This is a genomic window from Cellulomonas sp. P5_E12 (assembly GCF_054049315.1).
On sequence record NZ_JBFUMP010000006.1, the window covers coordinates 245,747 to 270,926 of the forward strand.

At 71.3% G+C, this 25,180-nt stretch carries 21 protein-coding genes; 16 read left to right on the plus strand and 5 right to left on the minus strand.

Annotation, left to right across the window (positions count from 1 at the left end; genetic code table 11):
* Window positions 1-102 precede the first annotated feature (102 nt).
* Window positions 103-813: an N-acetyltransferase family protein gene (locus ACXJKA_RS07530; protein WP_456824567.1), complete on the plus strand. Its 711-nt coding sequence runs from the start codon at window positions 103-105 to the stop codon at window positions 811-813.
* Here the strand turns inward: ACXJKA_RS07530 and ACXJKA_RS07535 are convergent.
* Window positions 729-1,133, minus strand: a complete 405-nt coding sequence (locus tag ACXJKA_RS07535) for a hotdog fold thioesterase (RefSeq protein ID WP_456824568.1) — start codon at window positions 1,131-1,133, stop codon at window positions 729-731. The two genes, ACXJKA_RS07530 and ACXJKA_RS07535, sit on opposite strands and share 85 nt — an antisense overlap.
* Here ACXJKA_RS07535 and polA point away from each other — a divergent pair.
* The 3 genes from polA (at window position 1,132) to ACXJKA_RS07550 (ending at window position 6,025) form a co-directional block, all read left to right on the plus strand.
* Window positions 1,132-3,891 (plus strand): DNA polymerase I, encoded by a 2,760-nt coding sequence (gene polA / locus ACXJKA_RS07540; protein ID WP_456824569.1) that lies wholly within the window; start codon window positions 1,132-1,134, stop codon window positions 3,889-3,891. The genes ACXJKA_RS07535 and polA overlap by 2 nt on opposite strands.
* A 128-nt stretch (window positions 3,892-4,019) precedes the next feature.
* Window positions 4,020-4,370, plus strand: a complete 351-nt coding sequence (locus ACXJKA_RS07545; protein ID WP_456824570.1) for a DUF485 domain-containing protein — start codon at window positions 4,020-4,022, stop codon at window positions 4,368-4,370.
* Window positions 4,367-6,025, plus strand: coding sequence for a solute symporter family protein (locus ACXJKA_RS07550; RefSeq protein ID WP_456824571.1), 1,659 nt, complete (start codon window positions 4,367-4,369; stop codon window positions 6,023-6,025). Before ACXJKA_RS07545 ends, ACXJKA_RS07550 begins: the two co-directional genes overlap by 4 nt.
* Before the next feature lie 22 nt (window positions 6,026-6,047).
* On the opposite strand, the gene ACXJKA_RS07555 is transcribed toward ACXJKA_RS07550, so the two are convergent.
* Entirely contained in the window at window positions 6,048-6,866 is an 819-nt protein-coding gene (locus ACXJKA_RS07555) for a class I SAM-dependent methyltransferase (protein WP_456824572.1), read from the minus strand.
* 115 nt (window positions 6,867-6,981) lie between these two features.
* On the opposite strand from ACXJKA_RS07555, the gene ACXJKA_RS07560 reads away from it, so the two are divergent.
* The 8 genes from ACXJKA_RS07560 (at window position 6,982) to ACXJKA_RS07595 (ending at window position 15,962) form a co-directional block, all read left to right on the plus strand.
* On the plus strand, window positions 6,982-8,007 hold the full coding sequence (locus ACXJKA_RS07560; protein WP_456824573.1) for a 6-phosphofructokinase: 1,026 nt from the start codon (window positions 6,982-6,984) through the stop codon (window positions 8,005-8,007).
* A 219-nt stretch (window positions 8,008-8,226) separates the two neighbouring features.
* Window positions 8,227-9,732, plus strand: a complete 1,506-nt coding sequence (gene rpsA / locus ACXJKA_RS07565) for a 30S ribosomal protein S1 (RefSeq protein WP_456824574.1) — start codon at window positions 8,227-8,229, stop codon at window positions 9,730-9,732.
* Between the two features lie 98 nt (window positions 9,733-9,830).
* Complete coding sequence (coaE, locus tag ACXJKA_RS07570; protein ID WP_456824575.1) at window positions 9,831-10,460, plus strand: dephospho-CoA kinase; 630 nt, start codon at window positions 9,831-9,833, stop codon at window positions 10,458-10,460.
* Window positions 10,457-11,095 (plus strand): pyroglutamyl-peptidase I, encoded by a 639-nt coding sequence (gene pcp / locus ACXJKA_RS07575; protein ID WP_456824576.1) that lies wholly within the window; start codon window positions 10,457-10,459, stop codon window positions 11,093-11,095. Before coaE ends, pcp begins: the two co-directional genes overlap by 4 nt.
* A gap of 36 nt (window positions 11,096-11,131) precedes the next feature.
* Window positions 11,132-13,240, plus strand: coding sequence for an excinuclease ABC subunit UvrB (gene uvrB, locus ACXJKA_RS07580; RefSeq protein ID WP_456824577.1), 2,109 nt, complete (start codon window positions 11,132-11,134; stop codon window positions 13,238-13,240).
* Window positions 13,241-13,255: 15 nt separating this feature from the next.
* Window positions 13,256-13,693 carry a VOC family protein gene (locus tag ACXJKA_RS07585; RefSeq protein WP_456824578.1) on the plus strand — a complete coding sequence of 146 codons (438 nt, stop codon included), beginning with the start codon at window positions 13,256-13,258 and terminating at the stop codon, window positions 13,691-13,693.
* Between the two features lie 246 nt (window positions 13,694-13,939).
* The gene (locus ACXJKA_RS07590; RefSeq protein WP_456824579.1) at window positions 13,940-14,947 is read left to right on the plus strand and encodes a TerC family protein; all 1,008 of its coding nucleotides are present in this window, start codon (window positions 13,940-13,942) and stop codon (window positions 14,945-14,947) included.
* Window positions 14,948-14,957: 10 nt separating this feature from the next.
* Complete coding sequence (locus ACXJKA_RS07595) at window positions 14,958-15,962, plus strand: TerC family protein (RefSeq protein ID WP_456824580.1); 1,005 nt, start codon at window positions 14,958-14,960, stop codon at window positions 15,960-15,962.
* 4 nt (window positions 15,963-15,966) lie between these two features.
* Here the strand turns inward: ACXJKA_RS07595 and ACXJKA_RS07600 are convergent, their stop codons facing one another.
* Complete coding sequence (locus ACXJKA_RS07600; RefSeq protein WP_456824581.1) at window positions 15,967-16,251, minus strand: YciI family protein; 285 nt, start codon at window positions 16,249-16,251, stop codon at window positions 15,967-15,969.
* Between the two features lie 37 nt (window positions 16,252-16,288).
* Between ACXJKA_RS07600 and ACXJKA_RS07605 the strand changes: the two genes are divergently transcribed.
* The 3 genes from ACXJKA_RS07605 to ACXJKA_RS07615 are packed head-to-tail and all read left to right on the plus strand — an operon-like array spanning window position 16,289 to window position 19,690.
* The gene (locus ACXJKA_RS07605; RefSeq protein WP_456824582.1) at window positions 16,289-17,452 is read left to right on the plus strand and encodes an acyl-CoA dehydrogenase family protein; all 1,164 of its coding nucleotides are present in this window, start codon (window positions 16,289-16,291) and stop codon (window positions 17,450-17,452) included.
* 1 nt (window position 17,453) lies between these two features.
* A complete protein-coding gene (locus ACXJKA_RS07610) occupies window positions 17,454-17,972 on the plus strand; it encodes a GNAT family N-acetyltransferase (protein WP_456824583.1) in 519 nt (172 codons plus the stop codon).
* 29 nt (window positions 17,973-18,001) lie between these two features.
* On the plus strand, window positions 18,002-19,690 hold the full coding sequence (locus ACXJKA_RS07615) for an AMP-binding protein (protein ID WP_456824584.1): 1,689 nt from the start codon (window positions 18,002-18,004) through the stop codon (window positions 19,688-19,690).
* 3 nt (window positions 19,691-19,693) lie between these two features.
* Here ACXJKA_RS07615 and ACXJKA_RS07620 read toward each other — a convergent pair whose 3' ends face one another.
* Together ACXJKA_RS07620 and ACXJKA_RS07625 are read right to left on the minus strand one after the other, a co-directional pair.
* Window positions 19,694-20,335: an MBL fold metallo-hydrolase gene (locus tag ACXJKA_RS07620; protein ID WP_456824585.1), complete on the minus strand. Its 642-nt coding sequence runs from the start codon at window positions 20,333-20,335 to the stop codon at window positions 19,694-19,696.
* Window positions 20,332-22,155 carry a glycoside hydrolase family 15 protein gene (locus tag ACXJKA_RS07625; protein ID WP_456824586.1) on the minus strand — a complete coding sequence of 608 codons (1,824 nt, stop codon included), beginning with the start codon at window positions 22,153-22,155 and terminating at the stop codon, window positions 20,332-20,334. Before ACXJKA_RS07625 ends, ACXJKA_RS07620 begins: the two co-directional genes overlap by 4 nt.
* A 107-nt stretch (window positions 22,156-22,262) precedes the next feature.
* On the opposite strand from ACXJKA_RS07625, the gene uvrA reads away from it, so the two are divergent.
* Entirely contained in the window at window positions 22,263-25,154 is a 2,892-nt protein-coding gene (gene uvrA, locus ACXJKA_RS07630) for an excinuclease ABC subunit UvrA (RefSeq protein ID WP_456824587.1), read from the plus strand.
* Window positions 25,155-25,180: the final 26 nt, after the last annotated feature.

Sequence of the window (25,180 nt, forward strand, 5' to 3'; positions counted from 1 at the left end):
CCGGCGTCCCGGCTGGTCCATGATCGAGGACGGCGCCGTCGCGGGCAGAGGTGACGCCACCCCGACCGGATCCCCCTCGTCCCGTCTGGAGGTACCGCTGCCGTGCGTCTCGGTGTGCAAGTCCGCGAAGCCCTGCCGGGCGACCTGGAGAGCCTGGTCGCGCTCTGTCTCGCCGCACGCCGGGAGGCAGCCGTCGGTTCGCAGCTGTGCACGGACGACGCCGACCGCCTCCGAGACCAGCTGGGAGCGCTCCTTGCGGTCCCCGGCGGACGCATCCTGCTCGCCCTCCTCGACGACGAGCCCGCGGGCCTGCTCCTCGCTCGCGTGGTCGGACCGGGACCGTTCACCGACGTCGTGAGCCTCGACATCGAGGCCGTCTACGTGCTCCCCGCGGCCCGCCGGCGGGGGCTCGGGCACGCGCTGCTCGTCGGCGCGGCGACCGTGGCCGAGGCGGCCGATGCCACCGAGCTGTACTCGTCGCCACTGCCTGGCGCCCGCGGCATGCAGCGCTTCCTCGCCCGGCTGGGGTTCGCGCCGGCCGCGTCGCACCGCGTCGTCACCACCTCCGCCCTGCAGCGCCGGCTGGCGCACGAGCACGGCGCCGGCGGCTCCGTCCGCCGCTCGGGCCCGCGCGGGCTCGAGGACCTCATCGCCCGGAGGCGACAGGTGCGCGAGGCGCGGCAGCAGGCCGACGAGCCGGCGCCCGTGGCGCGAGCGTCGGGCGCGGATCAGCCGCGCGCGTCGATCAACATGCAGGTGAGCCGCGCGGTGCAGACGGGCCGACCGTCCTCGTCCTCGACCACCACCTGGTAGCTGGCCAGGGTCGTGCCCAGGTGCAGCGCTGTCGCTGTCCCGGTGACCACGCCGGAGCGCGCTGACCGGTGATGGGTGGCGTTGAGCTCGATGCCGACCGCGGCTCGCCCCTCGCCCGCGTACGTCATGGCGGCGACGGAGCCCAGCGTCTCGGCCAGCACCGCGGACGCGCCGCCGTGGAGCAGGCCGTACGGCTGGGTGTTCCCGGCGACGGGCATGGTGCCGACGGTGCGCTCGGCGGAGGCCTCGGTCACCACGATGCCCATGCGCTCGATGAGGGTGCCCGGGTAGGGCTGGTCGGTGGTCGTCGTGTCGGACATGGCAGATAGGTTGGCACCCGTGAGCGACGCACTGCCAGCGGTTCCGCCGGCCACTCCCGGAACGCCTGCCCGACTCCTCCTGATCGACGGTCACTCGATGGCCTACCGGGCGTTCTTCGCGCTCCCGGTGGACAAGTTCGCGACGTCGTCCGGCGAGCCCACCAACGCGGTCTTCGGGTTCTTCTCCATGATCGCCAACCTGCTCCGTGACGAGGCGCCCACGCACGTCGCGGTCGCGTTCGACGCCGGCCGGACGACGTTCCGCACCGAGGTGTACGAGTCGTACAAGGGCAACAGGGACGCCACCCCGGCGCCGTTCAAGGGTCAGGTCGCGGTCATCCAGAAGGTGCTGGAGACCATGCACATCCCGTACCTGTCCAAGCCGCAGTTCGAGGCCGACGACATCCTCGCCACGCTCTCGGTGCAGGCGCGTGCGCAGGGCATGGAGGTGCTCATCTGCACCGGCGACCGCGACGCCCTGCAGCTGGTGAACGGCGACGTGACCGTGCTCTACCCGGTCAAGGGCGTCTCGGAGCTGGCCCGCATGACGCCGGCCGCCGTCGAGACCAAGTACGGCGTCCCGCCCGAGCGGTACCCCGACCTCGCGGCGCTCGTCGGGGAGACCAGCGACAACCTGCCGGGCATCCCGGGCGTCGGCCCGAAGACCGCCGCCAAGTGGATCGTGCAGTACGACGGCCTCGAGGGCATCCTCGCCGCCGCGGACCAGGTGCCGGGCAAGGCGGGGGAGTCTCTGCGCGACAACCTCGACCAGGTGCGCCTGAATCGCCAGCTCAACGCCCTCCTGACGGACCTGGAGCTCCCGCTCGGGCCCGAGGACCTGGCCGCGCGCCCGTGGGACCGGACGGCGCTGCACGCCATCCTCGAGGAGCTCGAGTTCCGCGCGATCCGCGACCGGCTCTTCGCCATGCTTCCCGACGAGGGCGGCGAGGGGCCGGGCACCGTCGCGGCGGCCCAGCTGGACCTCACGGTGCTCGGCTCCGGCGAGCTGGCGGCCTGGCTCGCCGAGCGCGCTGGGCGCCCTCTGGGCGTCGACGTGCGCGGTTCGGGTGCTCCGTCGGGCGGCGACGCGTGGGGCATCGCGCTGGCGGACCCGGACGGTCAGGCGGCGGCGTTCGACCTCGCCGAGATCCAGCCCGCCGACGAGGCGGCGCTGGCGGCCTGGCTCGCCGACCCGGCCGCGCCGAAGGTGGTGCACGCCGCGAAGGAGGCCTGGCACGCGCTGACCGGGCGCGGACTGCCGCTGGCGGGGGTCGTGTTCGACACCGAGCTCGCCGCCTACCTGTGCCAGCCCGACCGCCGTGCCTACGACCTGACCGACCTCGCGATCGGCTACCTGCACCGTGAGCTCGGGGCCGACGACGCCGGCGACGGCGCGCAGGGCGCGCTCGACCTCGAGCTCGACGGCACCGACGAGKGTCGCCGCGCGGCCGTCCGTGCCGCCGCCGTGCGGGACCTGGCCGACGTGCTGGGCGGCGAGCTCGGCGACCGCGGCGCGACCTCGCTGCTGGAGAACCTCGAGCTGCCGCTGGTCGACGTGCTGGCCCGCATGGAACGCACCGGCATCGCGATCGACGACGGCTACCTGTCCGGCCTGGAGCGGTCCTTCGACGGCCAGGTGCAGAACGCCGCCGCCGAGGCCTATGCGGTCATCGGGCGGGAGGTGAACCTCGGGTCGCCCAAGCAGCTCCAGGAGGTGCTGTTCGACCAGCTCGGGATGCCGAAGACCAAGAAGATCAAGACGGGCTACACCACCGACGCCTCGGCGCTGACGGACCTGTTCGCCCGGACGCAGCACCCGTTCCTCGAGCACCTGCTCGCGCACCGCGATGCCATCCGTCTGCGCCAGACCGTCGAGGGGCTGCTGCGCTCGATCGCGGCGGACGGGCGGATCCACACGACGTTCCAGCAGACGATCGCCGCGACGGGGCGCCTGTCGTCGGCGGACCCGAACCTGCAGAACATCCCGATCCGCACCGAGGCGGGCCGGCAGATCCGGCGGGCGTTCGTCGTCGGCGACGGCTACGAGACGCTCCTGACGGCCGACTACTCGCAGATCGAGATGCGGATCATGGCGCACCTCTCGGGCGACGAGGGGCTCATCGACGCGTTCCGTTCGGGCGAGGACCTGCACAGCTTCGTCGGTTCGCGGGTGTTCGGCGTCCCGACGGACGAGGTCACGCCGGCCATGCGCTCGAAGATCAAGGCGATGAGCTACGGGCTCGCCTACGGCCTGTCGGCGTACGGGCTGTCCCAGCAGCTCTCGGTCGAGGTGTCCGAGGCCGCGGCGCTCATGCAGGACTACTTCTCACGCTTCGGCGGGGTGCGCGACTACCTCACCGGTGTCGTCGACGTCGCCCGCCAGACCGGCTACACCGCCACCATCCTGGGCCGCCGTCGCTACCTGCCGGACCTCACCAGCGACAACCGCCAGCGTCGCGAGGTCGCGGAGCGGATGGCCCTCAACGCGCCGATCCAGGGCAGCGCTGCCGACCTGATCAAGGTCGCCATGCTGGGCGTCGACCGCGAGCTGAGTCGCCGGGGGCTCGGCTCGCGGATGCTGCTCCAGGTCCACGACGAGCTCGTGCTCGAGGTGGCGCCGGGGGAGCGGGACGAGGTCGAGGCCCTGGTGCGCGAGCAGATGGGCGCCGCGGGCGACGCGGCGACCGACGGTCCGCTGGATGTGGCGCTCGACGTCACGGTCGGCGCGGGAGGCTCCTGGCACGACGCAGGGCACTGACACGCCGTCAAGACGGCGGTATCGCCCGACACGTCGTCGGAATCGGGTGCGCGGTGGGGTGATCTACGCCACAGTATGGCGCACAGAAGCGGCAACGGAGCCGCTGACATCCCTCCCGGGAGGCGCTGATGACCGACACCTTCGGAGATCGTGAGACGGACTACCAACGGGTACAGAACAGCGACGAGTTCCAGGCGCTCCGGCGCAGGTTCCGCCGCTTCGTGTTCCCGATGACCGCCCTCTTCCTCGCCTGGTACTTCCTGTACGTGCTGCTCGCGGACTACGCGCACGACTTCATGGCGACCAAGATCTGGGGCAACATCACCGTCGGGCTGCTCCTCGGGCTGGGGCAGTTCGTCTCGACCTTCATCATCACGATGGTCTACGCGCGGTGGGCCAACAACAAGCAGGATCCCGTGGCGGAGCGCCTCCGCAGGCACATCGAGGACGGCGACAGCCTGGACGGCGGTGTCGCATGAGCGCCTCCCTGACCACCCTGCTGCACGCCGCCGAGACCGAGGACATCGGTAACCCCGCGGTCAACATCGCGATCTTCGGTGTGTTCGTCGCGATCACGCTGGTCGTCGTGTTCCGGGCCTCCCGCAACAACAAGACGGCGGCCGACTACTACGCGGCCGGGCGCTCGTTCACCGGCCCGCAGAACGGCACCGCCATCGCCGGGGACTACCTGTCGGCCGCCTCGTTCCTCGGCATCTGCGGCGCCATCGCCATCAACGGGTACGACGGGTTCCTCTACTCGATCGGCTTCCTGGTGGCGTGGCTCGTCGCCCTGCTGCTCGTGGCGGAGCTGCTGCGCAACACCGGTCGGTTCACCATGGCCGACGTCCTCTCGTTCCGGCTCAAGCAGCGCCCGGTCCGCATGGCCGCGGCGCTGGCCACCCTCACGGTCGTCTTCTTCTACCTGCTGGCGCAGATGGCCGGTGCCGGCGGTCTCGTCGCGCTGCTGCTGGGCGTCGAAGGGACCACAGGTCAGGGAGTCGTCATCGCCGTCGTCGGTGCGCTGATGATCCTCTACGTCCTCGTCGGCGGGATGAAGGGCACCACGTGGGTGCAGATCATCAAGGCGGTCCTGCTGATCATCGGCGCGGCCGTCATGACGGTCTGGGTGCTGGCGCAGTTCGGGTTCAACTTCTCGGACCTGCTGCAGGGCGCCATCGACACGGCCGGCGAGGGTGGCGAGTCACTGATCGCGCCCGGCAAGCAGTACGGCGTCAGCGCGATGAGCCAGCTGAACTTCCTGTCGCTCGCGCTGGCGCTCGTGCTGGGGACCGCCGGCCTGCCGCACGTGCTCATGCGGTTCTACACGGTCCCGTCGGCCAAGGAGGCCCGGCGGTCGGTGGTCTGGGCGATCTGGCTCATCGGCATCTTCTATCTCTTCACGCTGGTGCTCGGGTACGGCGCCGCGGCCCTCGTCGGTCCCGAGGCCATCAAGGCGGCGCCCGGCGGCGTGAACTCGGCGGCCCCGCTGCTCGCGTACGAGCTGGGCGGCACCGTGCTGCTCGGTCTCATCTCGGCGGTGGCGTTCGCGACGATCCTCGCGGTCGTCGCCGGCCTCACCATCACGGCCGCGGCGTCGTTCGCGCACGACATCTACGCCTCGGTCATCAAGCGCGGCGAGGTCAAGCCGGACGGCGAGGTCCGCGTCGCGCGGATCACGGTCGTGGTGATCGGGATCCTCGCGATCATCGGCGGCATCTTCGCCAACGGCCAGAACGTGGCGTTCCTCGTGGCGCTGGCCTTCGCCGTCGCGGCGAGCGCCAACCTGCCGACGATCCTCTACTCGCTGTTCTGGAAGAGGTTCAACACGTCCGGGGCGCTCTGGAGCATCTACGGCGGGCTCATCTCCTGCCTGGTGCTCATCGCGTTCTCGCCCGTCGTGTCCGGCAAGGTCGACCCGGTGACCGGCGCGAGCCTGTCGATGATCAAGGACACGTCCATCGACTTCCACCTGATCCCGCTGGAGAACCCGGGGCTCATCTCGATCCCGCTCGCGTTCCTCCTCGGGATCCTCGGCACGTACCTGAGCAAGGACGCGTCGAGCCCGGAGAAGTTCGCGGAGATGGAGGTCCGGTCGCTGACCGGGGCCGGCTCCGAGAAGGCGGTCGTGCACTGACGCCGGCCCTCGGGCGGCCGACCTAACCCGTCGGCCGCCCGAGGTGCGTCACGAAGATCGCGGTGCCGGGGATCCGTGCGCCGCGCACGGGCCCCCAGCCGCCCCAGGTCCGGTCGTGGCCGGCGGGCCACTCCGGCTCGACCAGGCTGTCGAGCACGAACCCGGCGGCCACCAGCTCGGCGACGTGGTCGCCGAGGGTCCGGTGGTACTCGGCGTACAGCACGCGGCCCGACTCGCCGAGCTCGGCGTAGGGGGTCCGGTCGAAGTAGGAGCGCGTGGCCGTCAGACCGGCCTCGCCCGGGTCGTCGGGGAAGGCCCAGCGGACCGGGTGGGTCACGGCGAACACCCACCGACCGCCCGGTCGCAGCACGCGAGCGACCTCGGCGTGGACGCGGTCGGCGTCGGGCACGAACGGCAGGGCGCCGAACGCGGTGAACGCGACGTCGAACGACGCGTCGGCGAAGGGCAGCACCCGGGCGTCGGCCTGCACCAAGGGAGTGGCGCGGCCCACCTCGGCGTCGTACCGCACCCCGGCGGCGAGCATCCCGGCCGAGACGTCGGTCGCGACGACGTCGACGCCCTCGCCGACCAGCCACCGCGCGCACTGCGCGGCCCCCGCGCCCACCTCGAGCACGCGTGCGCCGGTCAGGTCCCCGAGCAGGCGCGCGTCCTTCTCCCGGACGCCCTCGGGGCACCAGCAGAAGTCGGCGGGGCCCAGGAACGAGCCGTGCTCGTCGAGGTACTCCTCGGCGTTCGCGTCCCACCACCCGCGGCCGGCGGCGCCGGCGGCCTCGGCAGGGACGTCGAGGTAGCCGGCCTCGGCCAGCGGGTCGTCGTGCATAGGACCAGTGTCACCTCTGGGGGCTGGTGCACCTGGATACGCTGTCGGCACGGCGGCCCGATGATGCGCTCCGGCCAGGCTCATCCGAGCCCCGCGACGATCAAGGAGTGCCAGCGTGCGAGTCGGTCTGCTCACGGGCGGCGGAGACGTCCCCGGTCTCAACGCCGCGATCCGCGCCGTCGTGAAGCGCGGCGAGGGCGAGTACGGCCACACGATCATCGGCTTCCGCAACGGCTGGCGCGGCGTGGTGGACGGGTTCAGCGTCCCGCTCACCCGCCAGCACATCCGCAACCAGCTGGCCGTCGGCGGCACCCTGCTCGGCACCGCGCGGTACCACCCCCACGCCGCCGACGGGGGCCTCGACGCCGTGCTGTCGACGCTCGAGTCCGAGCGCATCGAGGCGCTCATCTGCATCGGCGGCGACGGCACCCTGCACGCCGCGAGCAAGGTGGCCGAGGCGGGCGTCCGCATCGTCGCGATCCCGAAGACGATCGACAACGACGTGTGGGGGACCGACCAGTCCATCGGCTTCGACACCGCGGTCTCGATCGCGACCGAGGCCGTCGACCGCATCCACACCACGGCGGAGAGCCACAACCGCGTGATGATCGTCGAGGTCATGGGCCGGCACGCCGGCTGGATCGCCGCGACGGCGGGCATCGCCGGGGGAGCCGAGCTCGTGCTGGCCCCGGAGGCGCCGTTCGACATCGAGAAGATCGAGCGGTTCCTCAAGTACCGGCACCGCGCGCACGCGAACTACTCGATCATCGTCGTCGCCGAGGGGGCTGTCCCCGCGCCGGGCACGCCCATGGACTACCAGACGCCCATGGGCAAGTTCGGCGACATCGTCGCGGGCGCCATCGGGGAGCGTCTCAAGCTCGAGATCGAGCAGCGCACGGGCTTCGACACCCGACTGGTCGTGCTGGGCCACGTGCAGCGTGGCGGCATCCCCACGCACGTCGACCGGATCCTGGGATCGCGGTTCGGGGTGGCCGCGATCGACGCGGCCAGCGCGGGCCAGTCGGACGTCATGACGGCGCTGCGCGGCGAGTCCGTCCAGATGGTGCCGCTCAGCGAGGTGGCGGGCAAGGTCAAGTACGTGCCCGACGAGCTGCTGGCGGTCGCGCGCGCGCTCGCCTGATCGGCTTTGACCTGCCCATCGTCGCCCGGATAGGGTGGACGGCGGTGCCGCGCGCCTTGTTGCGTCGGCGTGTCCTCACTCGCACTGCTCGTGCGGGGGCTCTCTTCGGGGAGTCGAGGGCGTCACATCAGATCGCGATCACCACACGCATGTCATCGTGCCGCCGGCACAACGTTCAGCCCGTACAACATCCCTGTCCGCATCGGAGCCCATCCCTACATGAGCATCACCACCCCCGCGAAGCCCGCCACCCCGCAGGTCGCGATCAACGACATCGGCTCGGCAGAGGACTTCCTCGCCGCGATCGACGCCACCATCAAGTACTTCAACGATGGCGACATCGTCGAGGGCACCATCGTCAAGGTCGACCGCGACGAGGTCCTTCTCGACATCGGTTACAAGACCGAGGGCGTCATCCCCTCCCGTGAGCTGTCCATCAAGCACGACGTGGACCCCGGTGAGGTTGTCAAGGTCGGCGACGCAGTCGAGGCCCTCGTCCTCCAGAAGGAGGACAAGGAAGGCCGGCTGATCCTGTCCAAGAAGCGCGCACAGTACGAGCGCGCCTGGGGCACGATCGAGAAGATCAAGGAGGAGGACGGCGTCGTCACCGGCACCGTCATCGAGGTCGTCAAGGGCGGCCTCATCCTCGACATCGGTCTGCGCGGCTTCCTGCCCGCGTCGCTGGTGGAGATGCGTCGCGTCCGCGACCTCCAGCCGTACGTCGGCAAGGAGATCGAGGCCAAGATCATCGAGCTCGACAAGAACCGCAACAACGTGGTCCTGTCGCGCCGTGCCTGGCTCGAGCAGACGCAGTCCGAGGTGCGCTCCACCTTCCTGCAGACGCTGCAGAAGGGCCAGGTCCGCCCCGGTGTCGTGTCCTCGATCGTCAACTTCGGTGCGTTCGTGGACCTGGGTGGCGTGGACGGGCTCGTGCACGTCTCCGAGCTGTCCTGGAAGCACATCGACCACCCGTCCGAGGTCGTCGAGGTCGGCCAGGAGGTCACCGTCGAGGTTCTCGACGTCGACTTCGACCGCGAGCGTGTCTCCCTGTCGCTGAAGGCGACGCAGGAGGACCCGTGGCAGGCATTCGCCCGCACGCACGCCATCGGCCAGGTCGTCCCGGGCAAGGTCACCAAGCTGGTCCCGTTCGGTGCGTTCGTGCGCGTCGAGGACGGCATCGAGGGCCTCGTGCACATCTCGGAGCTGGCCGTGCGCCACGTCGAGATCCCGGAGCAGGTCGTCCAGGTCGGAGACGACGTCTTCGTGAAGGTCATCGACATCGACCTGGAGCGCCGCCGCATCTCGCTGTCGCTCAAGCAGGCGAACGAGGGCTTCGACCCGGCCAGCGAGGACTTCGACCCCGCGCTGTACGGCATGGCGGCCGAGTACGACGACGCCGGCAACTACAAGTACCCCGAGGGCTTCGACCCGGCCACGAACGAGTGGCTCGAGGGCTTCGAGGCTCAGCGCGAGGTGTGGGAGGCGCAGTACGCGCAGGCCCACGAGCGCTGGGAGGCGCACCGCAAGCAGGTCGCCGACGCCGCCAAGGCCGACGCCGAGGCTGCCTCGGCCGGTGCCGACGGTGCGACGTCGTCCTCCAGCACGTCGAGCTCGTCCGCCGGCCCGGTGCCGTCGACGTACTCGTCGTCCACCGAGGAGGCCGCGGGCACGCTCGCGTCCGACGAGGCGCTCGCCGCTCTGCGCGAGAAGCTCACGGGCAACTGATCCACGCCTGACGCTCGAAGGCCGGTCACCCTTGCGGTGGCCGGCCTTCGGCGTCCCCGGGCTCGGCAGCCAAGGCCCGCGCAGGGCAGGATGGACGGATGCAACGCATCGGTCTGACAGGCGGGATCGCGGCCGGCAAGTCCGTCGCGGCGCAGCGGCTGGGTGAGCTCGGGGCGGTGGTGATCGACTCCGACGTGCTGGCGCGCGAAGCCGTGGCCCCCGGGTCGGCCGGTCTCGACGCGGTCGTCGAGGAGTTCGGCGCCGGCGTGCTCGCGGCCGACGGGTCCCTCGACCGGGCGGCGCTGGCCAGGATCGTGTTCAGCGACCCGGCGGCGCGCGCGCGGCTCGACGCGATCGTGCACCCGATCGTGCGGCGGCTCTCGGCCGAGCGCGAGGCGTCGTCGGCCGTGACCGACCACGGCGCGGTCGTCGTCCACGACATCCCCCTGCTGGTCGAGACGGGACAGGCCGACGCCTTCCACGTCCTCGTGGTCGTGCACGCGCCGGCGGTCCTGCGGGTCGAGCGGCTGGTCCGGCTGCGCGGCATGGACCGGGTCGAGGCGGAGGCGCGCGTGTCCGCGCAGGCGAGCGACGACGAGCGCCTGGCTGTCGCCGACGTGGTGCTGGACGGCACGGGCAGCGACGACGACCTGCGCGCGCAGGTGGACGCCCTGTGGGACCGGCTCGCGGTCGAGCGGGCCGACGAGCTCGCGGCCGAGACGCCGTGACCCGCGTCCTGCTGACGGGGTTCGGGCCGTTCGACGGGCAGTCCGTCAACGCGTCGTGGCTCGCCGTGACCGAGGTGGTCGCGTCGTGGACCGGTCCCGCCGAGCTCGTGGTGCGGGAGCTGCCGGTGTCCTTCCGGAGTGCGCGGCAGCAGCTGCGGTCCGCGATCGCGGAGGTCGAGCCGGACCTGGTCGTGTGCGTCGGGGAGGCGGGCGGGACGTCGGCCGTCCGGGTCGAGCGGGTGGCCGTGAACGTGATCGACGCGCGGATCCCGGACGTCGACGGGTCCGCACCCATCGACGTCCCGGTCATCGCGGGCGCGCCGGCAGCGTTCTTCTCGACGCTCCCGGTCAAGGCGTGCGCGGCCGCGGTGCGCGACGCGGGGGTGCCCGTCGAGGTGTCGAACACCGCCGGGCTGTACGTCTGCAACGCCACGTTCTACGCCCTGCAGCACCTGCTGGCCGGGCGCACCGGCGTCCGCAGCGGGTTCGTGCACGTCCCGCGCACCCCGGCGCAGGTGGCGGACGGCGGACCCGCGCTCGACGTCTCCGACGCCGCCACGGCGCTGCTTGCTGTGGTGCGGGCGGCGCTGTCGACGACCGCCGACGTCCGCGTCTCCGCGGGCACCCTGGCGTAGCCCGCACGTGTCGGTGGCGGCACGTACGGTTGTGGCATGCGTCCAGTCACCGACCTTCAGCGGACCGTCGCGCCGTTCGAGGTGATCTCCGAGTACACGCCGTCGGGTGACCAGCCCAAGGCGATCAAGGAGCTGTCGGCCCGGATCAACGCGGGCGAGAAGGACGTCGTGCTGCTGGGCGCCACCGGCACCGGCAAGTCCGCGACCACGGCCTGGCTCATCGAGCAGGTGCAGCGTCCGACCCTGGTGATGGCGCCGAACAAGACCCTCGCCGCGCAGCTGGCCACCGAGTTCCGGGAGCTGCTGCCCAACAACGCCGTCGAGTACTTCGTCTCGTACTACGACTACTACCAGCCCGAGGCGTACATCGCGCAGACGGACACCTACATCGAGAAGGACTCGTCCATCAACGACGAGGTCGAGCGGCTGCGGCACTCCGCGACCAGCTCGCTGCTCACGCGGCGCGACGTCATCGTGGTCGCATCGGTGAGCTGCATCTACGGTCTGGGCACCCCGCAGGAGTACGTCGACCGGATGGTCACGCTGTCCGTGGGCGACCAGGTGGACCGCGACCAGCTGCTCCGCAAGTTCGTCACCATGCAGTACACCCGCAACGACATGGCGTTCACGCGCGGGACGTTCCGCGTCCGCGGCGACACGGTCGAGATCATCCCGGTGTACGAGGAGCTCGCCATCCGGATCGAGTTCTTCGGCGACGAGATCGAGGCGATCGCGACCCTGCACCCGCTGACCGGCGACGTCGTGCGGTCGGAAAAGCAGATGCACATCTTCCCGGCCACCCACTACGTCGCGGGCCCGGAGCGCATGGAGCGCGCGATCAACGGCATCGAGCTCGAGCTGGAGCAGCGGCTGGACGAGCTCGAGCGGCAGAACAAGCTGCTCGAGGCCCAGCGGCTGCGCATGCGCACCACGTACGACATCGAGATGATGCGCCAGATCGGCTCCTGCTCGGGCATCGAGAACTACTCGCGGCACATCGACGGGCGCAGCGCCGGGACGGCGCCGAACACGCTGATCGACTACTTCCCCGAGGACTTCCTGCTGGTCATCGACGAGTCGCACGTGACCGTGCCGCAGATCGGCGCGATGTTCGAGGGGGACATGTCCCGCAAGCGGGCGCTCGTGGACCACGGCTTCCGGCTGCCCAGCGCGACCGACAACCGGCCGCTGCGGTGGGAGGAGTTCGTCGAGCGGATCGGCCAGACCGTCTACCTGTCGGCGACGCCCGGCAACTACGAGCTCTCGATCTCGGACGGCGTGGTCGAGCAGATCATCCGGCCGACCGGCCTGGTGGACCCGAAGGTCGTGGTCAAGCCGACGACGGGGCAGATCGACGACCTGCTGGGGGAGATCCACGACCGGGTCGAGAAGGACGAGCGCGTCCTCGTGACCACGCTGACCAAGAAGATGGCCGAGGACCTCACCGACTACTTCCTGGAGAAGGGCGTCCGGGTCCGTTACCTGCACTCCGAGGTGGACACCCTGCGGCGCGTCGAGCTGCTGCGCGAGCTGCGGCTCGGCGAGTACGACGTGCTGGTCGGCATCAACCTGCTGCGCGAGGGCCTCGACCTGCCCGAGGTGTCGCTCGTGGCCATCCTCGACGCCGACAAGGAGGGCTTCCTGCGGTCGGGGAGGTCCCTGATCCAGACCATCGGGCGCGCCGCGCGCAACGTGTCCGGCGAGGTGCACATGTACGCCGACCGGATCACCGACGGCATGGCGCAGGCCATCGAGGAGACCAGCCGCCGGCGGGAGCGCCAGGTCGCCTACAACCTCGAGAACGGCATCGACCCGACGCCGCTGCGCAAGAAGATCGGCGACATCACGGACCTGCTGGCCCGCGAGGACGCGGACACGGCGGAGCTGCTCGGGGGCGGCGGACGGCAGACCAGCCGCGGCAAGGCGCCGGTGCCGGGCTTCGGCTCGAAGAAGGGTGCTCCGCGCGACGAGCGGACGCGGCTCACGGGCGCGGCGGCGGGCGAGCTGGCGGACCTCATCCAGCAGCTGTCGGACCAGATGCACGCGGCCGCCGCGGAGCTCCAGTTCGAGCTGGCCGCGCGGCTGCGTGACGAGATCTCCGGAATGAAGAAGGAGCTCCGGCAGATGCAGGCCGCGACGGCCTGAGGAGAGCGAGCGATCATGGCGGTCCCGGTCCAGGTGACGTGCGACGCGGCGGACCCGGCGACGCTCGGTCGGTTCTGGGGTGAGGTGCTCGGCTACGTCGAGCAGCCACCGCCGGACGGACACGCGAGCTGGGACGCGTTCCTCGACACCCTGGGCGTTCCGCCGGACGAGCGGAACTCGGCGTACGCGGTGATCGATCCCGACGGCGTCGGGCCCCGGCTGCTGTTCCAGAAGGTGCCCGAGGGCAAGACCGCGAAGAACCGCGTGCACCTCGACGTGAGCGTCGGCGCCGGCCTCGAGCGCGCCGACCGGCCCGCCCGATGCCGCCAGCGGTCGGCGGAGCTCGTGGAGCTCGGCGCGACGCAGGTGCGGGTGTTCGAGGGCGAGGAGGGTCCGGGCTCGTTCTGGATCGTCATGAACGACCCGGAGGGCAACGAGTTCTGCCTGCAGTGAGAGGCGCGCCCCGGATGCGATGTGGAGCCCGCGTGACGCAGATGTGACTGTTCCGCGCCGCGAGACAGCGTCGCCGAGGCCGGCGTGCCCTATGCTTGCCGACGTTGAAGGGGAGTACCCCACACACGATCCCGTCGTCATCACGGACCCGCTCGCGCGGGGCCCGGCTGGATCGGTCCGCGACACTCCGGTGCGGGCGGGGGAGACCTTCGGTACCGACGCAACTCTCGTACCGGAGGTTTCTGCATGGACGTGGCCGGCTGGGTCTGGGCGGTAACGGCGGTCTTCGTCGTCGGCCTCATCGTCTTCGACTTCTACGCGCACGTGCGCACCCCCCACGCGCCGACCTTCTCCGAGTCCGCGCGGTGGTCGATCTTCTACATCGCGATCGCCCTGGTCTTCGGCGTCATCGTGGGCATGGCCTGGGGCTGGGGACCTGGCACCGAGTACTTCGCCGGGTACATCACCGAGAAGAGCCTCTCGGTGGACAACCTGTTCGTCTTCCTCATCATCATGACGAAGTTCGCGGTGCCCCGGGAGTACCAGCAGAAGGTGCTGCTGGTCGGCGTGGTGATCGCGCTGATCCTGCGGACGGTGTTCATCCTGGCCGGCGCCGCCGCCATCGAGCAGTTCTCGTGGGTGTTCTACATCTTCGGCGGCTTCCTCGTGTACACCGCGATCAAGCTGGTCCGTGAGCACCACGACGCCGAGCACCCGGACCCGCGGGAGGAGCGCGACGGCATCCCCGTCCGGCTGTTCAAGCGCTTCGTCCCGACGGTGGAGGAGTACCACGGCGACCGCCTCACGGTGCGGCTCGACGGCAAGCGGTTCTTCACGCCGATGCTCGTCGTCATGGTCGCGATCGGGTCCACCGACGTCCTGTTCGCGCTCGACTCGATCCCGGCCATCTACGGCCTGACGGAGGAGCCGTACATCGTCTTCACGGCGAACGCGTTCGCGCTGCTCGGCCTGCGCCAGCTGTACTTCCTCATCGGGGGCCTGCTCGAGCGGCTCATCTACCTGTCGCAGGGCCTCGCGGTCATCCTCGGTTTCATCGGCATCAAGCTCGTGCTGCACGCTCTGCACGTCAACGAGCTGCCCTTCATCAACAACGGCGAGCCCGTCGAGTGGGCTCCCGAGATCCCCATCTGGCTGTCGCTCGTGGTCATCCTCGGCACCCTCGTCGTGGCCACCGTCCTGAGCCTCCTGAAGACCCGCAGTGACGCGAGCATCGCGTCGAAGACCGAGAACTGAGGAACACCCCTTGCACGTCGACTCCCTCGTCTGGATCGCTTCGCTCGGTCTGGCCGGCGCGCTGCTCGTCATCGACGTCGCCGTCGTCGGTCGTCGGCCGCACGTCCCGACGACCGCCGAGTGCCTGCGCTACCTGGCCATCTACATCGGGCTCGCCGTGCTGTTCGGCGGCTGGGTGTGGATGCGCTGGGGCGGGGAGTACGCGGGCCAGTTCTACGCCGGCTGGCTGACCGAGTACTCGCTGTCGGTGGACAACCTGTTCGTCTTCCTGCTGATCATGGGCAAGTTCGCCGTGCCGCGGGCGTACCAGCAGACGGCGCTGCTCATCGGCATCATCCTGGCGCTGGTGTTCCGCGGGATCTTCATCTGGGCCGGCGCCGCTGTCATCGACGCGTTCAGCTGGGTGTTCTACCTGTTCGGCGCGTTCCTCGTCTGGACCGCCTGGAAGGTCGGGCGCGAGGGGGCGGCCGGCGACGACGACGAGTTCCACCCGCCGCTCCTGCTCCGGATCGTGCAGCGGGTCTTCCCGGCGACCCCGGAGTACCACGGCGTGAAGCTCACGGTCGTCGAGGGCGGCCGCCGGCTCATGACGCCGATGTTCGTGGTGCTCGTCGCGCTGGGCGCCACCGACCTGCTGTTCGCGTTCGACTCGATCCCGGCCATCTTCGGCCTGACCAGCGAGCCGTATCTCGTGCTCATGGCGAACCTGTTCGCCCTCATGGGCCTGCGCCAGCTCTACTTCCTGCTGGGCGATCTGCTCAAGCGCCTGGTCTACCTGAACATCGGGCTCGCGGTGCTGCTCGGGTTCATCGGCGTGAAGCTCGTGGCGCACGCGCTGCACGAGAACGAGGTCCCGTTCATCAACGGCGGCGAGCCCGTCCAGTGGGCGCCCGAGATCCCTATCTGGCTGTCCCTCTGCACGATCGTCGCGATCCTCGCCGTGACGGCGCTGGCCAGCATCCTCAAGGTCCGGCTCGACGAACRCTCGGCCGCGGCCGAGCGCATCACCGACTGACCGGTCAGGCGCTCCAGGGGCCGAGCACCAGCTCCCACGCGCGCACGTCGGCGTCGGCCACCAGGCCCTCGCGCGCGAACGGGTCGGCCGCCAGGATCGCGTCGACGACCGCCTGGTCGTCGGCCCGGAACACCAGCAGCGCGCCGGGGGCACCGTCGGAGAACGGTCCGGAGACCAGGAGCGTGCCCTGCTCGGCCAGCCCGGACAGGTACGCGCGGTGCTCGGCCCGGAACACGTCGCGGACGTCGTCGCGCTCGTCGTAGGTGTAGCGGACGGCATAGGTGGGCATGGCGCCATCCTGCCCGAGCCGGTGGCAGAGTGCTGACATGGCCCGCACGTTGCGCACGCTGCTCACCGACGACCTGCTCGAGCGGATCCATGAGCGAGCGCCTGTCCACGACCGCGAGAACACGTTCCCGCACGACGACCTCGCGGAGCTGGTCGCCACGGGGTACCTCACGGCGTTCGTGCCCGAGTCGCTCGGGGGCGCCGGCCTCACCCTGGAGGAGGTCGCGCGCGAGCAGGTCCGCCTCGCGGCGGCGGCGCCCGCGACGGCGTTGGCGATCAACATGCACCTCGTCGTCACCGGGTTGGCGGCGCTGCTGGTCGGCCGCGGGGACGACTCCGTCGAGTTCGTCCTGCGCGACGCCGCGGCGGGGGAGATCTTCGCGTTCGGCAACTCCGAGGCCGGCAACGACCTCGTCATGTTCGGCTCCCGGACGCGGGCGGAGCGTCAGCCCGACGGCGCGTACCGGTACACAGGCACGAAGATCTTCACGTCGCTGTCGCCGGTGTGGACGCGGCTGGCCACCTTCGGCCTCGACGACTCGGACCGGGACGACCCACGGCTCGTGCACGGCGTCGTCTCCCGCGAGGACGGCGGCGTCGAGGCCCGCGACGACTGGGACACCCTCGGCATGCGGGCGACGCAGTCCGCCACCACGGTGCTCGACGGCGCGCTCGCTCGTGCCGACCGGGTCTACCGCTCGCTGCCGCCCGGCCCGAGCGCGGACTCGTTCGTCTTCGCCCTCTTCGCGGTCTTCGAGATCCTGCTCGGCGCGGTCTACACCGGGATCGGGCGGCGGGCGATCGAGCTCGGCGTCGCGGCCGCGCGGCGCCGGACGTCGATGAAGTACGACGGCCGCGCCTACGCCCAGGACCCCGATATCCGCTGGCGGATCGCCGACGCCGTGCTCGCGCAGGACGGCGCCGAGCTGCAGGTGTTCGCGCTGGCGCGGGACGTCGACGAGCAGGTGGACCACGGCAGCCGGTGGTTCGCCCAGCTGGTCGGGCTCAAGGTCCGGGCCACCGAGTCCGCCCGCGTGGTCGTCGACAACTCGATCCGCGTCTCGGGCGGGGGCTCGTACTTCAGCGGCAGCGAGCTCGGGCGGCTGTACCGCGACGTGCTCGCCGGGCTGTTCCACCCGTCCGACGACGAGTCCGCGCACGCCACGGTCGCCACGTCCGTGCTGGGACCGCCGGAGGCCTGACGTGGAGCTGCCGGACGCGCTGGACCTCGGCACCGCGCACCTGCGCGCCGTGCGGGAGGACGACTGGGAGCTCGACTACACGCTCTCCCGGGTTTCCGACGTGCCGCAGTGGACCTACTACCCGGCGGACATCGGCGTGGACGAGGCTCGCGCGCGGGTGGCGCGCAGCCTGGCGAACCGGGTGGAGGGGCGCGGCGGGCGCTTCGTCGTCGAGCGAGATGGCGTGGCGGTCGGCACGGTCGGGTTCGTGCACCGCATCGACGGCACGTACCTCTACTACGCGTTCCTGCCCGAGGGGCGCGGGCTCGGGCTCGCGAMCCTTGCCGTGGAGGCCCTCTGTGCGTGGGCGTTCGCGCACGGTGCGGACCGCGTGCAGGCGCTGACGATGCTCGAGAACACCCGGAGCGAGCGTGTGCTCGAGCGGGCGTCCTTCGTGCGCGGCGACATCGAGGTGGAGCCCGACGGCCTCACGGTGACGCGCTGGTCACGCATGCGCGACCCACAACCTACTCACAAGTAACTTACGCAACCGTAGGTTACGATCGGGAGATGACCACCGTGGGATCAGGCCGACCGTCCGCCGCGTCCACCGGCGCCCCGCGGGAGGTGGCCATCCCCGACGAGCCGCTCACCGCAGCGCTCGACCGTGCGGCGCAGCGGTGGCCCGACCGGGCCGCGGTGGACTTCCTCGGCGCGGCGACCACGTACCGCGACCTCGCCGACTCCGTCGCCCGCGGGGCGCAGGTGCTGCTCGACCTCGGCGTCCGCCCCGGTGACCGAGTCGCGCTGGTCATGCCGAACTGCACCAGCCACGTGGTCGCGTTCTATGCCGCGCTCCGGATCGGGGCGGTCGTCGTGGAGCACAACCCCACGTACTCGACCGGGGAGCTCGCTCACCAGCTGGCCGACTCCGGCGCCGTCGTCGCGCTCGTGTGGGAGAAGGCCGTGCCGCGCGTGCTGGAGTCGCTGCCCCGGACCGCGCTCAAGGCGGTGGTGGCGATGGACCTGTCGGCCGACCTGTCCCGCGGGAAGCGCCTGGCTCTGCGCCTGCCGTTGCCCAGCGCCCGCAAGGCGCGCCGGGCCATGTGCGGCAAGGTTCCGCCGGCGTTCCCGATGTGGCACAGGCTCGTCGCCCGCGCGACCCCGCTCGACCCCGCCCACGCGGCGCCCACGGCGTCCGAGGTCGCCCTCCTGCAGTACACCGGCGGCACCACGGGGACGCCGAAGGGCGCGATGCTCACGCACCGGAACCTCGTCGCGAACGCCGTCCAGGGTCAGGCGTGGACCGGCGCCACGCCCGCCACGGAGGTCGTCTACGGGGTGCTTCCGTTCTTCCACGCCTTCGGGCTCACGCTCTGCCTGAGCTACGCGATGCGGGTCGCCGCGACGCTCGTCGCGTTCCCGTCGTTCGACCCGGCGCGCGTGCTCGACACCCAGAAGCGCGTCCCCGGGACGTTCCTGCCCGCCGTCCCGCCGATGCTCGACCGCCTCGCGGCCGCCGCTCGCGCGACCGGCGCGAACCTCACGTCGTTCCGGTACGCGATCTCCGGTGCCATGGCCCTGCCGGCGTCCACGGCGCAGGCGTGGGAGGAGGTCACCGGTGGCCTCGTCATCGAGGGCTACGGCATGACCGAGACCTCGCCCGTCGCGCTCGGCAACCCGCTCACCGGCGCCCGGCGCCCCGGCACCCTCGGCCTGCCGTTCCCGAGCACGAGCATCCGGGTGGTCGACCCGACGGACGTCACGCGCGACGTCGAGCCGGGGGAGCGCGGCGAGCTGCTGATCCAGGGCCCGCAGGTGTTCGCCGGGTACTGGAAGCGTCCCGACGAGACCGCGGAGCAGCTGCTCGACGACGGCTGGCTGCGCACGGGCGACATCGTCACCGTCGACGAGACAGGGTGGGTCGTCCTCGTCGACCGCATCAAGGAGGTCATCGTCAGCGGCGGCTTCAAGGTGTACCCGTCGCAGGTCGAGGACTGGTTGCGCACGATGCCGGGGGTCGCCGACATCGCCGTCGTCGGGGTGCCCGGGGGCGACCTGGGCGAGACCGTGGTCGCCGCCGTGGTGCTCGAGCCGGGGACGCCGGGGATCGAGCTCGACGCGGTCCGCGCCTGGGGCGAGAAGCACCTGGCGCGGTACGCGCTGCCGCGCCGGCTCGTCGTGCTCGACGACCTGCCCCGGTCGCAGGTGGGCAAGGTGTTGCGCCGCGTGGTGCGCGAGTCGGTCCTCGAGGCGTGAGCCTCACCAGCCGCGGTCGCGCCACTCCGCGAGGTGCGGACGTTCGGCGCCGAGCGTCGTGCCGCGGCCGTGGCCCGGGTAGACGGGCGTGTCGTCGGCGAAGCGGTCGAACAGCCGGGTGACGACGTCGTCGTACAGCTGGGTGAACGCCTCGGGGCTCTTCGTGGCACCGACGCCGCCGGGGAACAGCGAGTCGCCCGTGAACAGGTTCACGCGGCCGTCGGGCTCCGTGTAGGCCAGCGCGACCGATCCCGGCGTGTGTCCGCGCAGCGCGATGACCTCGAGCGACACCTGCCCGAGCGTCAGCGTGTCGCCGTGGTGGAGCCGCCGGGTGATCGGGATGTCCGTCGCCTTCGTGATCGCCTCGGCGTCGTCAGCGCCTGCGGCCGCGGGCGCGCCGGTGACCGCGACGACGGAGGCGAGCGCGCGGTGATGGTCCGCGTGCCGGTGCGTGGTGACGACCAGGTCGAGGCGGCCGGTGCCCTCGGCGACGAGGGCGAGCAGGCGGTCGGGGTCGTCGGCGGCGTCGATGAGGAGCTGCGAGCCGTCGCGACGGCACGTCAGCAGGTAGGCGTTGTTGTCCATCGGCCCGACGGACGCCCGGCGGATCACGAGCTCGTCGAGCACCTGCGTGTCGTCGCTCATCGTCCTGCTCTCTCCAGTGCGAGGTCGTGGCTGTGCACCGCGCGGACGAGCGCCAGGTGCGACAGGGCCTGCGGGAGGTTCCCCGCCATCCGGCGGCCCGCCGGGTCGTACTGCTCGGCCAGCAGCCCGACGTCGTTGGCCAGGCCCACGAGGATGTCGAGCACGTCCGTCGAGCCGTCGACGTCGTCCGCGCGGGCGAGGGCGTCGGCGAGCCAGAACGAGCAGGCGAGGAACGCGTGCTCGTCGCCGGGCACGCCGTCGTCGGTGCGCTCCGTGCGGTAGCGGCGGAGCAGCCCGGGCGCGACCTCGAGCTCGGCACGGATCACGGCGAGGGTGGACACGATCCGCGGGTCGTCCGCCGGCAGGAACCCGACCTGCGCCATCTGCAGCAGCGCCGCGTCGGTGTGCTCCGCGCCGTACGCCTGCACGAACGTGCCCCGCTCCGCGTTCCACGCGTGGGTCAGGACGTCCGCGTGGATGGCGTCCCGCTCGGTGCGCCACCTGTCCACGGGAGCGTCGAGCCCGTGCCTCTCGGCGGCGCGGACGGCGCGATCGACCGCCGCCCAGGCCATGACCTTGGAGTGCGTGAAGTGCTGCGGGTCGCCGCGGACCTCCCAGATGCCCCGGTCCGGCTCGCGCCAGCGGGTGAGCAGGTGGTCCACGAGGTGCCGCTGGAGGGACCAGGTGTCGTCGGTCTCGGCGAGGCCCGCCTCGCGCGCCATCTCGAGGGCGCACATCACCTCGCCGAGCACGTCGTTCTGCACCTGCTCGACGGCGGCGTTGCCGATGCGGACCGGGCGCGACCCGGCGTACCCCGCGAGGTGCTCCAGCTCGCGCTCGGGCAGGTCCCGCCCCCCGTCGACGCGGTACATGATCTGCAGGTCGGCGGGGTTGCCCGCGACCGCCCGCAGCAGCCAGTCGCGCCACTCCGTCGCCTCGTCGCGGTAGCCGTGCTCGAGCAGCGCCTCGAGCGTCATGGCGGCGTCGCGCAGCCAGCAGTAGCGGTAGTCCCAGTTGCGCTCGCCGCCGAAGTCCTCGGGCAGCGACGTCGTCGCCGCGGCGACGATGCCGCCGGTCTCGGAGTCCGTGAGCATGCGCAGCACGAGGAGCGACCGGACGACGGCCTCGCGGTAGGAGCCCGTGTACGCGCAGCTGCGCGCCCAGAGGCCCCAGCTGATCCGGGTGCGGTCGATCCGGTCTTCGATGGTCAGCCGCGGTGGCACCGGGTCCCACGACCGCGTCCAGGTCAGCGCGAGCTCGACGGACTCGCCCTGCTGCAGGGTGAACCGGTCCGCGTGCCGGTGGTCGTGGGGTGTGGGCAGCCGGTCGCCGCGCAGCAGCAGGGAGTCCGGGCCGGCGATCGCCCGGATGGCCTCGTTCCCCGCGTCGTCCGTCATGCGTCGCACCCACGGCTCGACCGCGCCGTACCCGAACCGGACGACCCACTCGTGCTCCACCTCGACGCTGCCCCGGGTGCAGACGAGTCGCCGCACGAGGTCGGCACGGCCGTCGTTGAGTGGCATCGTCTCCTGGGCAACCGCGGTCCCGTGGGCGGTCTCGTACGTCGTCTCCAGGACGAAGGAGTCGTCCAGGTAGCGCCGCGTCACCGCGCTCGCGTCCCGCACGGTGAGCAGCCAGCGCCCGTCGTCCGAGGAGCCGAGCAGGCGCGCGAAGCAGGCGGCGGAGTCGAACGTGGGCAGGCACATCCAGTCGATCGAGCCGCGGCGGGAGACGAGTGCGGCCGTCCTCCCGTCGCCGAGCACGGCGTAGTCCTCGATCGGTACCAGCGGGGGGTCGACGGCGGCGTCGGGACTGTCCACGTGCGAAGCATGGACCGGCGGCGGGGGAGCGGCACGTCGGACCCGTGTGCGTTCGCTCACGTCGAACAGATGTGCGATTGTCGGTGGCGCCACGTAGACTCCCCGCCGTGAACGAACGACTGGTGGTGCAGGGCGCCCGCGAGCACAACCTTCGGAACGTCGACGTCGATCTCCCGCGCGACAAGCTCATCGTGTTCACCGGTCTGTCCGGTTCGGGGAAGTCGTCGCTGGCGTTCGACACGATCTTCGCGGAGGGCCAGCGGCGCTACGTCGAGTCGCTGTCCGCGTACGCGCGCCAGTTCCTCGGGCAGATGGACAAGCCCGACGTCGACTTCATCGAGGGCCTGTCGCCGGCGGTGTCGATCGACCAGAAGTCGACCAACCGCAACCCGCGCTCGACGGTCGGCACCATCACCGAGGTCTACGACTACCTGCGGCTGCTCTATGCGCGCGCCGGCACGCAGTACTGCCCGATCTGCGGCGAGCGCGTGACCGCCCAGACGCCGCAGCAGATCGTCGACCGGCTGCTCGAGCTCCCCGAGGGCACCCGGTACCAGGTCCTCGCGCCCGTGGTCCGCGGCCGCAAGGGCGAGTACGCCGACCTCTTCAAGGAGCTGCAGGCCAAGGGCTTCGCCCGCGCCCGCGTGGACGGCGAGGTGGTGCAGCTCACCGAGCCCCCCGCGCTCGAGAAGAAGCTCAAGCACGACATCGAGGTCGTCATCGACCGCCTGGTCGCCCGCGAGGGTGTCCAACGCCGGCTCACGGACTCCGTCGAGACAGCGCTCGGCCTGGCCGGCGGTCTCCTGGTCGTCGAGCTGGTCGACGCCGACATCGACGACCTGAACCGCGAGCGTCGGTTCTCCGAGCACCGCGCCTGCCCGAACGACCACGTGCTCACGCTGGACGAGATCGAGCCGCGGACGTTCTCGTTCAACGCGCCGTACGGCGCGTGTCCCGAGTGCACGGGTATCGGCTCGCGCCTCGAGGTGGACCCCGACCTGGTCGTCCCGGACGAGGACCTGTCGCTCGACGACGGTGCGGTCGCCCCGTGGTCGCAGATCTCCAGCGAGTACTTCGCCCGGGTGCTCAGCGCGCTCGCCGCGGACATGGGCTTCTCGACGTCCGTGCCGTGGCGGGCGCTGCCGCAGCGCGCCAAGGACGCCGTGCTGCACGGCCAGAACCACGAGGTGAAGGTCCGCTACAAGAACCGGTGGGGTCGCGAGCGCCAGTACTCGACCGGGTTCGAGGGCGTCATCACGTTCCTCGAGCGCCGGCACAACGAGACCGACTCGGACTGGAGCAAGGAGAAGTACGAGGCCTTCATGCGCGAGGTCCCGTGCCCCGTGTGCGAGGGTGCGCGGCTCAAGCCCGAGGTCCTCGCCGTGAAGGTCGGGGGTCGGTCCATCGCCGAGGTCTGCACCTTGCCCATCCGGGAGGCGCGCGAGTTCCTCGACGGGCTGGAGCTCGGCGAGCGCGAGCGGGCGATCGCCGCGCAGGTGCTCAAGGAGATCCAGGCGCGCCTCGGCTTCCTGCTCGATGTGGGCCTGGACTACCTGTCGCTGACCCGCCCGGCGGCCACGCTGTCGGGAGGCGAGGCGCAGCGCATCCGCCTGGCGACGCAGATCGGCTCCGGCCTGGTCGGCGTGCTCTACGTGCTGGACGAGCCGTCCATCGGGCTGCACCAGCGGGACAACCGCCGCCTGATCGACACGTTGACGCGCCTGCGGGACCTGGGCAACACGCTCATCGTCGTCGAGCACGACGAGGACACCATCCGCACGGCGGACTGGATCGTCGACATCGGCCCGGGCGCCGGCGAGCACGGCGGTCGGGTGGTCCACTCGGGCGACCTCGCGGGCCTGCTCACGTCGACCGAGTCGGTGACAGGGGCGTACCTGTCGGGCCGGCGGACCATCCCGATGCCGAACGAGCGGCGGCCCACCGACACGCTGCGGCAGCTGACCGTCGTCGGGGCGCGCGAGCACAACCTGCAGGGCATCGACGTCTCGTTCCCGCTGGGCGTCCTGACCGCCGTCACGGGCGTCTCGGGCTCGGGCAAGTCGACCCTGGTCAACGCGATCCTCTACACGGTGCTGGCCAACGAGCTCAACGGCGCCCGCCAGGTCGCCGGTCGGCACAAGCGCGTGACCGGCCTGGAGCACCTGGACAAGGTCGTGCACGTGGACCAGGGGCCCATCGGGCGCACGCCGCGCTCCAACCCCGCTACGTACACCGGCGTCTGGGACCACGTCCGCCGCTTGTTCGCGGAGACCACCGAGGCCAAGGTGCGCGGCTACACGCCGGGCCGGTTCTCCTTCAACGTCAAGGGCGGCCGCTGCGAGGCGTGCTCGGGCGACGGCACGCTGAAGATCGAGATGAACTTCCTGCCCGACGTCTACGTGCCGTGCGAGGTCTGCCACGGCGCGCGCTACAACCGCGAGACGCTCGAGGTGCACTTCAAGGGCAAGACGGTCGCCGACGTGCTCAACATGCCCATCGAGGAGGCCGCGGAGTTCTTCGCCGCCGTGCCCGCAATCTCGCGGCACCTGCGCACCCTGGTCGACGTCGGCCTCGGCTACGTCCGGCTCGGCCAGCCGGCCCCAACGCTCTCCGGCGGCGAGGCCCAGCGCGTCAAGCTCGCCGCGGAGCTCCAGCGGCGCTCGACCGGTCGCACGATCTACGTGCTCGACGAGCCGACCACCGGCCTGCACTTCGAGGACATCCGCAAGCTGCTCGGGGTGCTCCAGTCGCTGGTCGACAAGGGCAACTCCGTCATCGTGATCGAGCACAACCTCGACGTCATCAAGAACGCCGACTGGGTGATCGACATGGGTCCCGAGGGCGGCAGCGGCGGTGGCCTGGTCATCGCCGAGGGAACCCCGGAGCACATCGCCTCGGTCGAGGCGAGCCACACCGGCCGGTTCCTGGCCGAGGTGCTCGAACCGGTCGCGCAGCCGGTGAAGAAGCGCCGCGCCGTCAAGCAGCGCATCCCGGCGTGACCGGCGCGGGGCTGGTCGGCCCCGCC

Bases quoted from the DNA above. Each gene is read 5' to 3' on its own strand.
- ACXJKA_RS07535 (WP_456824568.1), bottom strand. From the start codon at position 1,133: ATGTCCGACACGACGACCACCGACCAGCCCTACCCGGGCACCCTCATC.
- ACXJKA_RS07545 (WP_456824570.1), top strand. From the start codon at position 4,020: ATGACCGACACCTTCGGAGATCGTGAGACGGACTACCAACGGGTACAG.
- ACXJKA_RS07550 (WP_456824571.1), top strand. From the start codon at position 4,367: ATGAGCGCCTCCCTGACCACCCTGCTGCACGCCGCCGAGACCGAGGAC.
- ACXJKA_RS07555 (WP_456824572.1), bottom strand. From the start codon at position 6,866: ATGCACGACGACCCGCTGGCCGAGGCCGGCTACCTCGACGTCCCTGCC.
- rpsA (WP_456824574.1), top strand. From the start codon at position 8,227: ATGAGCATCACCACCCCCGCGAAGCCCGCCACCCCGCAGGTCGCGATC.
- coaE (WP_456824575.1), top strand. From the start codon at position 9,831: ATGCAACGCATCGGTCTGACAGGCGGGATCGCGGCCGGCAAGTCCGTC.
- uvrB (WP_456824577.1), top strand. From the start codon at position 11,132: ATGCGTCCAGTCACCGACCTTCAGCGGACCGTCGCGCCGTTCGAGGTG.
- ACXJKA_RS07585 (WP_456824578.1), top strand. From the start codon at position 13,256: ATGGCGGTCCCGGTCCAGGTGACGTGCGACGCGGCGGACCCGGCGACG.
- ACXJKA_RS07590 (WP_456824579.1), top strand. From the start codon at position 13,940: ATGGACGTGGCCGGCTGGGTCTGGGCGGTAACGGCGGTCTTCGTCGTC.
- ACXJKA_RS07600 (WP_456824581.1), bottom strand. From the start codon at position 16,251: ATGCCCACCTATGCCGTCCGCTACACCTACGACGAGCGCGACGACGTC.
- ACXJKA_RS07605 (WP_456824582.1), top strand. From the start codon at position 16,289: ATGGCCCGCACGTTGCGCACGCTGCTCACCGACGACCTGCTCGAGCGG.
- ACXJKA_RS07615 (WP_456824584.1), top strand. From the start codon at position 18,002: ATGACCACCGTGGGATCAGGCCGACCGTCCGCCGCGTCCACCGGCGCC.
- ACXJKA_RS07620 (WP_456824585.1), bottom strand. From the start codon at position 20,335: ATGAGCGACGACACGCAGGTGCTCGACGAGCTCGTGATCCGCCGGGCG.